Annotated in this window: 12 protein-coding genes; 8 read left to right on the top strand and 4 right to left on the bottom strand. The window is 67.6% G+C overall.

Annotated elements, in window-relative coordinates; genetic code table 11:
• Window positions 1-47: 47 nt before the first annotated feature.
• Entirely contained in the window at window positions 48-3,467 is a 3,420-nt protein-coding gene (locus HCU64_RS12160) for an acyl-[ACP]--phospholipid O-acyltransferase (RefSeq protein ID WP_233384159.1), read from the bottom strand.
• A 335-nt stretch (window positions 3,468-3,802) separates the two neighbouring features.
• On the opposite strand from HCU64_RS12160, the gene HCU64_RS12165 reads away from it, so the two are divergent.
• The 5 genes from HCU64_RS12165 to HCU64_RS12185 all read left to right on the top strand — a co-directional run bounded on the left by HCU64_RS12165 (window position 3,803) and on the right by HCU64_RS12185 (window position 7,036).
• Complete coding sequence (locus HCU64_RS12165; protein ID WP_233384299.1) at window positions 3,803-4,360, top strand: TetR/AcrR family transcriptional regulator; 558 nt, start codon at window positions 3,803-3,805, stop codon at window positions 4,358-4,360.
• 66 nt (window positions 4,361-4,426) lie between these two features.
• Window positions 4,427-4,870 carry a MarR family transcriptional regulator gene (locus tag HCU64_RS12170; RefSeq protein ID WP_233384160.1) on the top strand — a complete coding sequence of 148 codons (444 nt, stop codon included), beginning with the start codon at window positions 4,427-4,429 and terminating at the stop codon, window positions 4,868-4,870.
• Between the two features lie 27 nt (window positions 4,871-4,897).
• Window positions 4,898-5,461, top strand: coding sequence for an isochorismatase family protein (locus HCU64_RS12175; RefSeq protein WP_233384161.1), 564 nt, complete (start codon window positions 4,898-4,900; stop codon window positions 5,459-5,461).
• Between the two features lies 1 nt (window position 5,462).
• The gene (locus HCU64_RS12180; RefSeq protein WP_233384162.1) at window positions 5,463-5,792 is read left to right on the top strand and encodes a hypothetical protein; all 330 of its coding nucleotides are present in this window, start codon (window positions 5,463-5,465) and stop codon (window positions 5,790-5,792) included.
• Complete coding sequence (locus HCU64_RS12185; protein ID WP_233384164.1) at window positions 5,789-7,036, top strand: MFS transporter; 1,248 nt, start codon at window positions 5,789-5,791, stop codon at window positions 7,034-7,036. The genes HCU64_RS12180 and HCU64_RS12185 overlap by 4 nt, the downstream gene beginning before the upstream one ends.
• Window positions 7,037-7,039: 3 nt before the next feature.
• Here the strand turns inward: HCU64_RS12185 and HCU64_RS12190 are convergent, their stop codons facing one another.
• On the bottom strand, window positions 7,040-8,062 hold the full coding sequence (locus tag HCU64_RS12190; protein ID WP_233384165.1) for a gamma carbonic anhydrase family protein: 1,023 nt from the start codon (window positions 8,060-8,062) through the stop codon (window positions 7,040-7,042).
• Window positions 8,063-8,169: 107 nt separating this feature from the next.
• Here HCU64_RS12190 and HCU64_RS12195 point away from each other — a divergent pair, with 107 nt between their 5' ends.
• Entirely contained in the window at window positions 8,170-8,640 is a 471-nt protein-coding gene (locus HCU64_RS12195; RefSeq protein WP_233384167.1) for a molybdenum cofactor biosynthesis protein MoaE, read from the top strand.
• Between the two features lie 63 nt (window positions 8,641-8,703).
• Window positions 8,704-9,870 carry an AI-2E family transporter gene (locus HCU64_RS12200; protein WP_233384168.1) on the top strand — a complete coding sequence of 389 codons (1,167 nt, stop codon included), beginning with the start codon at window positions 8,704-8,706 and terminating at the stop codon, window positions 9,868-9,870.
• 103 nt (window positions 9,871-9,973) lie between these two features.
• Here HCU64_RS12200 and HCU64_RS12205 read toward each other — a convergent pair whose 3' ends face one another.
• Window positions 9,974-11,194 carry an LL-diaminopimelate aminotransferase gene (locus tag HCU64_RS12205; RefSeq protein WP_233384170.1) on the bottom strand — a complete coding sequence of 407 codons (1,221 nt, stop codon included), beginning with the start codon at window positions 11,192-11,194 and terminating at the stop codon, window positions 9,974-9,976.
• A gap of 158 nt (window positions 11,195-11,352) precedes the next feature.
• The gene (locus tag HCU64_RS12210) at window positions 11,353-11,709 is read right to left on the bottom strand and encodes a hypothetical protein (RefSeq protein ID WP_233384172.1); all 357 of its coding nucleotides are present in this window, start codon (window positions 11,707-11,709) and stop codon (window positions 11,353-11,355) included.
• Between the two features lie 137 nt (window positions 11,710-11,846).
• Between HCU64_RS12210 and HCU64_RS12215 the strand changes: the two genes are divergently transcribed.
• Window positions 11,847-13,649, top strand: a complete 1,803-nt coding sequence (locus HCU64_RS12215; RefSeq protein WP_233384173.1) for a PHA/PHB synthase family protein — start codon at window positions 11,847-11,849, stop codon at window positions 13,647-13,649.
• Window positions 13,650-13,690: the final 41 nt, after the last annotated feature.

Consider the following 13,690-nt stretch of genomic DNA (forward strand, 5'->3'; position numbering starts at 1 on the left):
AGAGCGCACCGGGCTGTTCGGCGGCACCTTGCCGGCGGCTTGTTGGGTTAGGCGGCCTCCACCGCAGGGGCCCGCTCCTTGGCGATCTTCATCACACCGACCTGGTCGACCTTGCCGGTGCCGAGCATCGGCAGCTTGTCGAGGATCACCACCTCGGCTGGCACGGCGATCTCCGGCGCGCCCTTCGACTTGGCGAAAGCTTGGTAGCCGGGGCGTGTCGCGCCCTTGGCCTCGGTGAACAGGATCAGGCGCTCGCCCTTGCGGGCATCGGGCACCGCGGCGACCGCGCTCGGAGCATCCGGCCAGAGCTCGGCGGCGAGCGACTCGACGGTGGCGAGGGAAACCATCTCGCCGGCGATCTTGGCGAAGCGCTTGGCGCGGCCCTTGATCGCGACGAAGCCCTCCGCGTCGATCGCGACGATGTCGCCGGTATCGTGCCAGCCGCCGGGCGGCGGTTCGAGCACACCGGGTTTCTCGGCGCGATAGTAGCCGAGCATGATGTTCGGCCCCTTCACGAAGAGCCGCCCGCCCTCGTCGATGCCGGGCACGGCCTCGAGCCGATACTCCATGCCGGGGAGGATGCGGCCGACCGTGCCGAAGCGGTTGAACATCGGCGTGTTGAGCGCGACGACCGGGCCGCATTCGGAGACGCCATAGCCTTCAAGGATGCGCAGGCCGAACTTTTCCGCCCAGGTCTTGCGGGTGGATTCCTTCACCTTCTCGGCGCCGGCGACGACGTAGCGCAGCGAGCGCAGGTCGTAGGGGTGGGCGGCCTTGGCGTAGCCAGTGAGGAAGGTGTCGGTCCCGAACAGCACGGTGGAGTTGGTGCCGTAGATCAGCTCCGGCACGATCCGGTAGTGCAGCGGCGACGGGTAGAGATAGACCGGCACGCCGGAGACCAACGGCAGCACGAGGCCCGCAGTCAGGCCGAAGGCATGGAAGACCGGCAGGGCGTTGAACACCTTGTCCTGGCGGCCGAAATCGATGCGGGCTGCCGCCTGGGCGGTATTCGCCAGCATGTTGCGGTGGGCGAGCACGACGCCCTTTGGCGTACCCTCGGAGCCCGAAGTGAACAACACGGCGACCGGGTCGTCCCCCTTGCGCTTCACCAGCGGCTTGCGGGGGGCGATGAGGCCCTTGAGCTTGTCGCCGGTGGTGACGGTGGCGCGCACGTCCTCCAGGTAGACGAGCTTCACCTTGCCTTCGAGGCCCTCGATCAGGCCGCCGAGGCGGCCCTTCTCGATGAAGGCGCGCGAGGTGACAATGGTCGTCACTTCGGCAGCCTTGCAGGCGGAGAGCACGTTGGCGGCGCCGGCCGAGAAGTTGATCATCGCCGGCACCCGGCCCGCGCTCGCCAGGGCGAAGAAGGTCACCGCGGCGCCATTGGCGTTGGGCAGCATCAGCCCGATCGTCTTGCCCTCGGGGGCCAGCGGCATGAGCTTGCGGCCGAGGATGTTGGCGCCCATCACGAGGCGCGAATAGGTCAGCGTACCGGTGACCGGGTCTTCGAGGGCGATGCGGCCCCAGCCGTGGCGGTCACCGGCCTCGATCAGCGCGGACATCACGCTGCGGTCGATGTCGGTGGTGTCGAAGACGAGGTCCGACATGATGTCGTAGAGGGCAGCACCCGCCGCGCGACGGCGGTTCTTGCCCTTCAGCTCCGGATCCACCTCGAGCTTGACCGGCTCCATGATCGTCACGGTGACCTTGGGCCACCAGCGGCGGCGGACCTGGGCCCGCGAGAGCCGCGAGAAGGCGGTCTGTTCGAGGCCGTCGATCTTCACCGGCACGACCATCGCGCCCGACTTGTCGGCGATGAGGCCGGCCCCGTCATAGACCTTCATCAGGCTGCCGGTGACGGTGAGGCGCCCCTCGGGGAAGATGATCAGCGTCTCGCCGTTCTTCACCGCGTTGATGAGCGAGCGGGTGGCGAGCGGCCGGGTCGGGTCGAGCGGCATCGCCTTGGTGATCTTGAGGAACGGCTTCACCCACCAGCGCTGGGCGATGCCGTGATCGATGGCGAAGACCGGCTCGGTGTCGAGGAGCGACAGGGCGAGCGGCGCATCGAGGAAGGAGACGTGGTTGAGCGCGATGATCGCGTTCGGGCCAGCCTTCTCGACGTTCTCCAGGCCCTTCACCTCCAGGCGGTAGAAGGCGCGGAACAGGATCGAGAGGAAATCGCGAAACGGGCTCGTCGGCATGATCTTGAAGACGATCACGCCCACGACGAGGTTGAGCCCTGCGACGAGCGTCAGCAATTGGGCCATCGACAGGCCGGCGGCCTGCAGTGCGGCCAGTGCCAGGGTGCCGCCGACCATGAAGGCGGCGGTGAGGATGTTCACGGCACCGATGACCCGGGCGCGCTTCTCCTTCGGCGTCCAGGCCTGCACGGCGGCGAAGGACGGCACGATGTAGAGACCGCCCGCGACGGCGAGGCCAGCGAAGTCGATCAGCAGGCGAAGGCCGGTGACGCTGCCGATGAAGGCGAGCGCGCCGATCGGCTCGCCGACGGCCGGCTCGATATGCGCGACGGTCCAGGCGAGGTCGAGGCCGAAGATGCCCATCAGGATCGCGCCGATCGGGGTCGGCAACAGCACGATGCGCCCGCTCGCCAGCCAGGAGGCAAGGGCCGAGCCCACAGCGATGCCGATGGAGAACACGGCGAGCAGGGTCGTGGCGACGATTTCGGTGCCGTTCAGCGTCTGTCGCACCAGCACCGGCAGAAGCGAGAGCACCACCACGCCGACGACCCAGAACCAGCTCACGATCACCGAGCCGCGCCACAGGCGCGTGTCGTTCCAGAGGTCGCGCAGCAGCTCGACGGTGGAGCGGGCGACGTTGGCGTCGATCTTGAGATTGGGGTCGCCCTCGCCGGTGCGCGGGATCTGCCGGGCGGCGAGCCAGCACAGCACCGCGAAGGTCATCAGGCCGGCGCCGAGGCCGAGCGCATGACCGCCTGCCGCCATGGCGAGGCCGGCGGTGATGGTGCCGAGCAGGATGGCGAGGAAGGTCGCGGCCTCGACCAGCGCGTTGCCAGCGGTGAGCTCCTCGCGCTTCAGATGGTCGGGCAGGATGCCGTATTTGATCGGCCCGAACAGGGCGGCGATGATGCCGAAGGAGCCGAGCGCCGCGAAGAGCAGCGGCACCGATTGCAGCCAGAAGCCGAGCACCGATAGCAGGGCGGCGAAAATCTCCGCGAACTTCAGGCGCTTGGCCAGCACCGCCTTGTCGTAGCGGTCGGCGAGCTGGCCGCCGAGGCCCGACAGGATGAAGAACGGGCCGATGAACACGGCGCTCGCCAGCGTGACGAGCACGCCGCCATGGCCGGCATCCGTGCCGCCTTCGCCGACCTTGAACAGGATCAGCAGGGCCAGGGCGTTCTTGAGGAAGTTGTCGTTGAAGGCCGAAAAGAATTGGCACCAGAACAGCGGCGCGAAGCGCTGCGTCGTCATCAGGGAAGCGAACATGGACCTCTCTCCCGGCTGACCCATGACTGCCCGGCGATAGCTTGGGCGTCAAATCCAGCCTGTCCGACCTTCCGGCCTTGCCAGTCATCGGATGATTTGCACGACGTTCAAAATATCCAGCCGGAGCCGCGGCGCAATGTTGATTTTGCACGACGTGCAATCTAGACGACTCGTGAGGTGCGACGACACACCCGGAACCAAGGGCGGCCGAGAATGCCTCGGATGTCCTAAGGTTCTGTTGTGTCGCGAGATTCGACGACGGAGACTGGTGCGTGACGAGAGGCAAGCGGGCCGCCGGGCCGCGAGGCGAACATGACCGCGAAGGCTTCACCGAGATGGTCGCCCAGGCGGCTGAGAGCCTCGTGCGGAATGAGGGCTTCCGCGGTCTCGGCATGCGACGGCTCGCCGCCGCGATCGGCTATGCACCGAACTCGATCTACAACGCCGTAGGCGACCTCGATCAGGTCATTCTGCGGGTCAACGCGCGCACCTTCCGCCGCCTGTACACGACACTGCAGAATGCGATCGACCCGCAGAGGCCCGCACGCGACAACGCCCTGGCGCTCGCCGACGCCTATCTCGTCTTCGTCGCCGCCGATCCGCGGGTCTGGAGCCTGGTCTTCGAGCATGTCGCCGCGCCCGATGTACCGTTTCCCGAGTGGTATGCCGAGGCCCTGGCGGAAGCGGTCGGTCTCGTGGACCAGGTTCTGACACCGATGCTGCCGGACCCGACCGAACGCCGGCAGGCCGTCGCCACCCTCTGGGCCGGCCTGCACGGCCTCGCCTCGCTCTCGACCTCGAACAAGCTTGCCGTGCTGGTACCCGGCTCTCCGCGCGTGCTGGCGCAGATGCTTGTGGGGCGGTTCCTCGCAGACGGTGCCGAGCCGACCTGATCGATGGCGAGGGCAATACTCATCAGGAAAACTTGCAAGTTTAGCTGATGAGTTTTATGGAGGGGCATGGCCGATCCCTCTGATCACGCCGCGTCGCTGGCGGCCGATGTCGAAGACCTGCTCCAGGCCACCGGCCTGCTGCTGCGCCGGCTGCGGGCGGAATCGAACCCTGGCGAGCTGACTTGGTCGCAGTTCGCGGCGCTGGCCCGACTGGGCAAGCTCGGCCCCGCGACCACCGCCGATCTCGCCCGCGCCGAGACGGTGAAGCCGCAATCCATGGGCGCGACCCTCGCGGCCCTGGAGCAGGCTGGCTTCATCGAGCGTCGGGCACATCCGACAGACGGCCGCCAAGTGCTCTTCGCCCTCACCGAGGGCGGAGATGCAGCCTGGCAAGACGGCCGCCGCCTGCGCCGTGCCTGGCTCGGCCAGGCCCTAAACCAACTCGATCCTGCAGAGCGCGATGCCGTGGCGGGCGCAGCCGCCGTCATCCGTCGCCTCGCCACCTCCTGACTCCCTCTGGAACCCACGGAGACCGCCATGGCCCTCACGGCCCTCGACCCGACGACTGCTCTCGTCCTCATCGATCTCCAGAAGGGCATCGTCGGCATGCTGCCCGGAGACGAATCCGCCCCGCTCGTCGCGCGCGCGGCCGCGCTCGCCAAGGCCTTTCGCCGCCACGGATTGCCGGTGGTCCTGGTAAATGTCGCCGGCGGCTCGCCCGGCCGGGTCGAGCAGCGCCCCAACCTCGCCGACCTGCCGCCCGACTGGACCGAGATCATCCCCGAGCTCGATCCGCAGGAGAGTGATCATCGCGTGACCAAGCGCAGCTGGGGTGCCTTCACGAACACGCATCTCGACGCGCATCTGCGTGAGCATGGTGTGACCCAGATCGTGCTTGCCGGCATCGCCACCAGCGTCGGCGTCGAATCGACGGCTCGGTTCGCGCATGAGCTCGGCTACAACCTCACCTTCGCGCGGGACGCGATGGCGGATCGCTTCGCCGAGGCCCACCAGTACAGCCTGACGCGCATCTTCCCGCGCCTCGGCGAGATCGGCACCAGCGCGGAGATCGTCGCCCTGCTCGACCGGGGACACGCCTGAGATGGATGCCCTCTCCCTTCTCGCGCATGGCCTCGGCGGTGTGGTTCTCGCCAATGCCATGCCGCACCTCGTCTGCGGCCTGCAGGGCCGGCCGTTCCAGAGCCCCTTCGCCAAGCCGCGCGGCGTCGGGCTGTCGAGTTCGACGGTGAACGTCGCCTGGGGCTTCGCAAATCTCGTGATCGCCTACCTGCTGGTCCTGCGGGTCGGCAGGTTCGACCTCGGCGTTACCGGAGACGCCCTCGCCTTCGGCCTGGGCTTTCTGCTTTCCGGCCTCGGGCTAGCGAGGATGTTCGGACGCCTGCACGGCGGCAATCACCCGGAGAGTCCGTGAACGCGATCGCCCCGGTGCCCGCGACGGGAACCTTCCGCTCGCTGCGGGTCCATAATTTCCGGCTCTGGGCGGCCGGCGCCCTCATCTCGAACATCGGGACGGGGATGCAGCGCACCGCGCAGGACTGGCTCGTCCTCACCCAGCTCACCGACCACAACGCCACGGCGGTCGGGATCGTCACCGGCCTGCAATTCGCCCCGCAGGTGCTGCTGCTGCCCTGGACCGGCACCGCGGCCGACCAGCTCGACCGGCGCAAGCTGCTGCTGGCGACGCAGTCCGTGCTCGCGGTGCTCGCCCTCGCGCTCGGGCTGCTCGCCGTGAGCGGACTCGTGCAGACTTGGCACGTCTACGGGCTGGCACTGCTCCTCGGCTGCACCACGGCGTTCGACATCCCCGCCCGGCAGACCTTCGTCGCCGAGCTCGTCGGCGAAGCCGATCTGGCGAACGCCGTCGCGCTGAACTCGGCGATGTTCCATGGTGCGCAGCTGGTCGGCCCCGCCGCGGCCGGGCTGCTCGTCGGCGTCATCGGCACGGGCGCGGTGTTCCTGATCAACGCGGCGAGCTACCTCGCTCCGATCGTCGCCCTGGCCCGGCTCCGACTCGACGCGCTTCACCGCAACGAACGGGCCGCGCGCCGCCGCGGCAGCATGAGGGAAGGGCTACGCTATGTCGGTGGCCGCCCGGATCTCCTAGCTGTGCTCGGGATGCTGTTCCTGATCGGCACCTTCGGCCTCAACTTCCCGATCTTCATCTCGACCATGTCGGTGAAGGTGTTTCACGCCGATGCGAGCGCCTTCGGCCTGTTGGCCTCGAGCATGGCGGCGGGCTCAGTGGTGGGCTCGTTGCTCGCGGCGCGGCGCGAACGGCCTCGGATGGGCTTCCTGGTCGGCGGTGCGGCGCTCTTCGGCATCGGGCTTGGCCTCGCCGCTTTGACGCCGAACTACGTCCTCTTCGGCATCGCCTTGGTCCTCGTCGGATTGGCCTTCCAGACTTTCACCACCTCGGCCAACGGCGCGATCCAGCTCGGCACCGAGCCGGCCATGCGCGGCCGGGTCATGGCGATCCTGATCGCGATCACGCTGGGTGGCACGCCGATCGGCGGCCCCCTGGTCGGATGGGTGGCGGACCATCTCGGGCCGCGCTGGGCGCTCGCCGTCGGGGCGACGGCCGGACTGCTCGCGGCACTCGTCGGCCTTCTGCAGCTGTCGTCCCGCCGGTCGCGGCAGATGAGCGCGACGCTCTAGTGTTCAGACGGCCTCGGCCGCCTGCGCCTGCCGGTACTCGTTGCCATGCGCGCAATAACCCTCGACGATCCGCGCCATCATCGTGCGCTTGGCCGCGTCGAGCGGCGCGAGGATCCGGGCGGGACGGCCGCCCCAGAGATGGCCCGAATCGAGGAGCTGGCCCGGATCGGTGGTGGCGCCGCCGGCGAGCATGACGTCGTCGGCGATCACGGTGCCCGGCGCGATCGTGGCGCCGATGCCTATCAGGCTGCGGGCGCCGATCCGGCAATCGGCCATGCGCACGTTGTGGGCGATGGTGGTGTCGCGCCCGATGACCACGCCCTCGCCGCGGGTGCGGATCACCGAATTGTCCTGGATGTTGGTGTCGGCGCCGACGACGATGGGACCGACCTCGGCACTGAGCAGGCAGGAAAACAGTACGGTCGAGCCAGCCCCGAGCATGATCCGCCCGGAGAGCCGCGCCGTGCGAGCCACGAAGACCGTCTCGTCCGTCTCCGGCTCGTCACTCGCCGCAGGTGCAGAAGCCGCGGCAGCGGCTTCGCGCAGGCGCTCCGCCCGCTCGGCGAGATCCTCGCGGGTGATCGGGCGCTGAGGCTTGGCCGGGCTGCCTGCATAAAGGTAGCCAGCCTCGAGGGTCGAGCGCGGAAACACCGTGGAGCCAGCCTCGATCAGCACACCGTCGCCGACCACCGAGCCGTCGAGCACGATGACGTCGTCCTCGATCACCACGTCCGAGCCCACGGTGCAGGCATGCACAACCGCGTTGCGACCCACCGTGACCCTGTCGCCGATCACGGTTGGATGCGTGTCGGTGGCGATATGGACCGTGGAGCGGCTGCCGAGCCAAAATCGGTCACCAACCGTGACGGTCTGCCCATCGGCCCGGATCACGCTGTCGTCGCCTAGCCAAGCCTGGGCCCCGATCGCCGCGGCGCCGATCACCGCACAGCCCGTGCCGCACCAGACCGGGCGGGCAGAGAAGATCGGCAGGATGCCGTCGTGAGGCAGGATCAGGTCAGGGGTCACGCGCAACGTCCTTATCGGGGCAGACGCGCGATGGCGCCCGAGGCCGAGCAGGGACATATAGGCGCATGCGCGGCAGGGTAAGCCGTGCCTTTCGTTTCGAGGAGCGCATGAGCCGCGTCAGCATTCAGCCCGAACCCTTCGACGTTGCAGCCGAACTCGCGGCGGTCGAGGCTGGCCTGCAAGGCCGCGCCGGAGCGGTAGTGAGCTTCACGGGCCTGTGCCGCGACGAAGACGGCCGGCTGACGGCGCTGGAGCTCGAGCACTATCCCGGAATGGCCGAGGCCGAGATCGAGCGTGTCGTCGAGGAGGCCGAGGGACGCTGGCCGATCCAGGCAGTCCGCGTCATCCATCGGCACGGGCTGATCCGGCCGGGCGCGGGCATCGTGCTGGTGATCACGGCCTCGGCGCATCGCAAAGCGGCTTTCGAGGCAGCAGACTTCCTGATGGACTACCTGAAGGCCCGTGCACCGTTCTGGAAGCGAGAGCATCTCACCGACGGGACGACGGGCGGCTGGGTCGAGGCGATAGAAGCCGACGCGCAGGCGGCCCAGAGCTGGGCCGCAGGATCCCGAGGGTGATGGACGCCGCCGCCATTTGCGTCCATGCCGCGGGCAACAGCCGGATCGGCGGGGGACATGTGTATGGCGACCGAGGAGTTCGAGGCGCAGCCAGCCGCACCGCCCGCAGACGGGGTGGCCGGTTCCGAGCGTAGCACCCGCTCGCTCGTGGTCTCAGGCATCGCCGTCGTCGCCTTCATCGCCCTGCTCGCACTGGCCTGGACGGCTTCAGCGACGCTGCTCCTGATCTTCGCCGGCATCCTGCTCGGTGTGTTCCTCGATGGGCTGACGCGCGGCCTCGGTTATGTCCTGCGGCTTCCGCGCGCTCTGCGCCTCACCGCCGTCAGCATGGCGGTGGCCGGGCTGCTGCTCGGGATGAGCGCCTTCGGGGGCGCCACGATCGCCCAGCAGGCGCGCGATCTCGGCCAGACCATCCAGAGCCAGTCCGGCACGGTACGCGATTGGCTGAAGAGCCACGGCATCGATGTCGGCAAGCTCGAAGCCCTGCAGGGCACGGGCGAGCCCAAGCCCGGCGGCGAGGAGGAGCAGAAGGGCGGCTTCGGCAGCTTCGCCTCGGGCGTCCTGAAGAGCCCCGGCTCGCTGCTTTCCGATGCCGGAAACGTGCTTGGCCCGGCTGCGGCGGTGCTGCTCGAACTGTTCAACGCGCTCGGCAACGTCTTGGTAATCGTGTTCCTCGGCCTCTCGGTTGCGGCCGATCCGAGCGCCTATCGCAACGGCCTCGTCCGATTCCTTCCGCCGCGGCATCGCAAACGCGGCGGCCAGGTGCTCGACGGCATGGGCGAGACGCTGCGGCACTGGCTGTTTGGCCAGCTCATCACCATGGCGGTAATCTTCCTCTTCACCTGGGCGGGTCTCGCCTTCCTCGGCATCGGCGGCTCGCTGATCCTGGGCCTCCAGGCGGGTCTTCTCGCGTTCATCCCGACGGTCGGTCCGCTGGTGGCGGGTGCGATCATTCTGCTGGCGAGCCTGGCGTCGGGCTTCAACGCCCTGCTCGGTGCGCTCGGCGTCTATCTCGCAGTTCAGACGCTGGAGAGCTACGGCCTGACGCCCTTCATCCAGAAGCGCGCTCTGGACATCCCGCCCGCCACGATCTTCGCCGGGCAGCTCCTGCTTGGCGTGCTGTTCGGGCTATGGGGCATCGCGCTGGCGCTGCCCATGATGGCGGTGATCAAGGTGCTGCTGGAGCAGCTCTACATCGAGGACACGCTCGGGGAGCAGGCAGAGGTTTGAGGCCAGGAGCTTCCGTCATCGCGAGCCAATCGAGGCGATCCAGGGTGAACGCGTCAGAAGTCTGAGCATGATGTCCTGGATCGCCCCGCAATGACGGAGAGGCTCAGACAGCCTGCTGCAGCGGCACCACGTTGTGCAGCGTCTTGTCCGCCGTATCGAAGAAGCGGCGCACGTTGCGCGCGGCCTGGCGGATGCGCTGCTCGTTCTCGACGAGGGCGATGCGCACGAAGTCGTCGCCATGCTCGCCGAAACCGATGCCCGGCGCGACGGCGACGTCCGACTTCTCGAGCAGGAGCTTGGAGAATTCCAGGCTGCCCATCGGCTTGTACTTCTCAGGGATCGGCACCCAGGCGAACATCGAAGCCTGCGGCGGGGGGATCACCCAGCCGGCCTTACCGAAGGACTCGACCATCACGTCGCGGCGCTTCTTATAGGTGGCGCGCATCTCCTTGATGCAGTCGTCCGGCCCGTTGATCGCGGCGGTGGCGGCGACCTGGATCGGGGTGAAGGCGCCGTAATCGAGATACGACTTTACGCGCGTCAGCGCCGCGAGCAGGCGCTCGTTGCCGACCGCGAAGCCCATGCGCCAGCCGGCCATGGAATAGGTCTTCGAGAGCGAGGTGAACTCCACCGTCACGTCGATGGCGCCCGGCACCTGCAGCACGGATGGCGGCGGGTTCTTCTCGTCGAAATAGACCTCCGCATAGGCGAGGTCGGAGAGCAGGATGATCTCGTGCTTCTTCGCGAAGGCGACGAGGTCCGTGTAGAAATCCAGGCTCGCGACATACGAGGTCGGGTTCGACGGGTAGCAGACCACGAGCGCGACAGGCTTCGGGATCGAGTGCAGCATTGCGCGTTCCAGGATCGGGAACATCGCGGGCGTGGGCTCTGCCGGCACGGAGCGCACGACGCCGCCGGCCATCAGGAAGCCGAATGCGTGGATCGGGTAACTCGGGTTCGGCACGATCACCACGTCGCCCGGCGCCGTGATCGCCTGCGCCATGTTGGCGAAGCCTTCCTTCGAGCCGAGCGTCGCCACGACCTGTGTGTCCGGGTTCAGGCTCACGCCGAAACGGCGCTGGTAGTAGCCGGCTTGGGCGCGGCGCAGGCCGGCAATGCCCTTCGAAGCCGAATAGCGGTCAGTGCGTGGACGGCCGGCCGTCTCGACGAGCTTGGCGATCACGTGCTTGGGGGCATCGAGGTCCGGATTGCCCATGCCGAGATCGATGATGTCGGCGCCGCGGGCTCGGGCGGCGGCCTTGATCCGGTTGACCTGCTCGAAAACGTAGGGCGGGAGGCGCTTGATGCGGTGAAAATCGGTCATGGCGTTCTTGGCGTCCAGAGCATACGAGCCTCCGTTGCGAGGCCCGTCATCACGCACGGCGATGAATCGTTATTCCTATCACCGTCCGGCGCGAACGCCGACCCCCCGAGCCGGTGATCAATGCCTTCGATGCTCGATGGGCGGCCGGGCCAGTGCGGCTATTCGGCCGGCGGCTGGGCCGGTTTCAGGCCCTTGGCGACACCCTTGGCCGCGCCCTCGGCAGTCTTGCCACGGGCCTCGTTGCGCGTGCGAGCCGCTTCGAGATCCGCCTCGAGCGATTTCTGGGCCGTCGCGTTGCGGGCGCGGATCTCGCGCTTGGGCTCGTCCTTGCCCACCGGCATGTAGGTGCCCGAGCGGCGCGACGACTCGATGAACTCGGGCGCCTCGACCGCCTTCGGTCCGTAGCCGGCACCGACCATGGCGGCCTTTATCGGATTGACGTCGCTGGAGCAGCCGGCGGCGTTCGCGGCGGCGAGCAGGACAACGGCAAATCCCAGGAGTCTGGACGAAAGCATGGGGGTGCGCGATCTGGACAATGTCGGGCGGACTGGCGACATGTTCGGGTGAAGCGCTAATTTGTCCGAAACGAGGCCCACCGTCGCACGGTTGACGTGAAGAGACGGGAGAGAGCCGACAAGGGAGGATCAAACGCGTGTCGGACGTTCCGAAGCCGGCCAGTCCGGATCTGGAAGCGATCTCGCGCAACGCCGCGGCCTTGGCCGAGGGGTTCGGGCGCATGTCCGCCAGCTATCTCGCCCCGCTCGACAGTAAGCCGAACGGGCGCGCATCTGGCGGCCAATCCGACGAAATGGGCGAGATGACCCGCACGCTCACCAAGGTCGCCGAGACCTGGATGAGCGATCCGCAGCGCGCGATGCAGGCGCAGGCGCAGCTCGGCCAAGCTTTCATGTCGCTCTGGACCTCGACCCTGACCCGGATGCAGGGCAACGCCGCCGAGCCGGCCATTCCCACCGATCCGAAGGACAAGCGCTTCGCCGACCCGGAATGGTCGTCGAACCCGGTTTTCGACTTCATCAAGCAGAGCTACCTGATCACGGCCCGCTGGGCCGAGGGGCTCGTCGAGAATGCCGAGGGCATCGACGCGCATACCCGGCACAAGGCCGAGTTCTACCTGCGCCAGTTGCTCGCCGCCTACTCGCCCTCGAACTTCGTAATGACGAATCCCGAGCTCCTGCGGCACACCCTCGCCGAGAACGGCGAAAATCTCGTGCGCGGCCTCAAGATGCTGGAGGAGGACATCCAGGCCGGCGGCGGCGAATTGCGCGTGCGCCAGACCGACGTGACCGCCTTCACCTTCGGCGTGGACGTGGCGGTGACGCCCGGCGAAGTCGTCTACCGCAACGACCTGATGGAGTTGATCCAATACGCGCCCAAGACCGAAACGGTGTTGAAGCGCCCGTTCCTGATCGTGCCACCCTGGATCAACAAGTTCTACATCCTCGATCTCAACCCGGCCAAAAGCCTGATCGGCTGGATGGTCAGCCAAGGTCTGACGGTCTTCGTGATCTCGTGGGTCAATCCCGATGAGCGTCACCGCGAAAAGGACTTCGAGTCCTATATGCGCGAAGGGATCGAGGCGGCGATCGACCAGATCGGCATCGCCACGGGCGAGACCGAGGTCTCGGCCGCCGGCTACTGTGTCGGCGGCACGCTGCTCGCGGTGACCATGGCGGCGCAGGCGGCCACCGGCAACACCCGCATCAAGAGCACGACCTTCCTGACCACGCAGGTCGACTTCACCCATGCCGGCGACCTCAAGGTCTTCGCCGACGAGGAGCAGATCCAAGCCATCGAAGAGCGCATGAAGGAGCGCGGCTACCTCGACGGTTCGCGCATGGCGAGCGCCTTCAACATGCTGCGCCCGAGCGACCTGATCTGGAGCTACGTGGTCAACAACTACGTGAAGGGGAAGGCGCCGCTCCCCTTCGACCTACTCTACTGGAACGCCGATTCCACGCGGATGCCGGAGGCGAACCACTCGTTCTACCTGCGCAATTGCTACCTCAACAACAACCTCGCCAAGGGCAAGATGGTGCTCGGCAACGTCAAGCTCGACCTCAAGAAGGTGAAGGTGCCAATCTTCAACCTCGCTACCCGCGAGGACCACATCGCCCCCGCTCTCTCGGTGTTCGAGGGGTCCTCCAAGTTCGGTGGCAAGGTCGATTACGTGCTCGCCGGCTCGGGCCATATCGCCGGCGTGGTCAACCCGCCGGGCAAGAAGGCGAAATACGGCTTCCGTACCGGCGGCCCCGCCAAGGGCCGGTTCGAGGATTGGCTGGCGGCTGCGACGGAGCACGAGGGCTCGTGGTGGCCCTACTGGTTCTCCTGGCTCGAGGCCCAAGCGCCCGAGCGCGTGCCCGCCCGGGTGCCCGGCGAAGGCGCGCTGCCTTCCCTCGGGCCGGCGCCGGGAACCTATGTCCGCATGAAGTGCTGACCAGCAGCGAGCGTTTGCCTCAGCGCGATTGAACCCGTTCC

The organism is Methylobacterium sp. C25 (assembly GCF_021352225.1).
Lineage (GTDB): Bacteria > Pseudomonadota > Alphaproteobacteria > Rhizobiales > Beijerinckiaceae > Methylobacterium.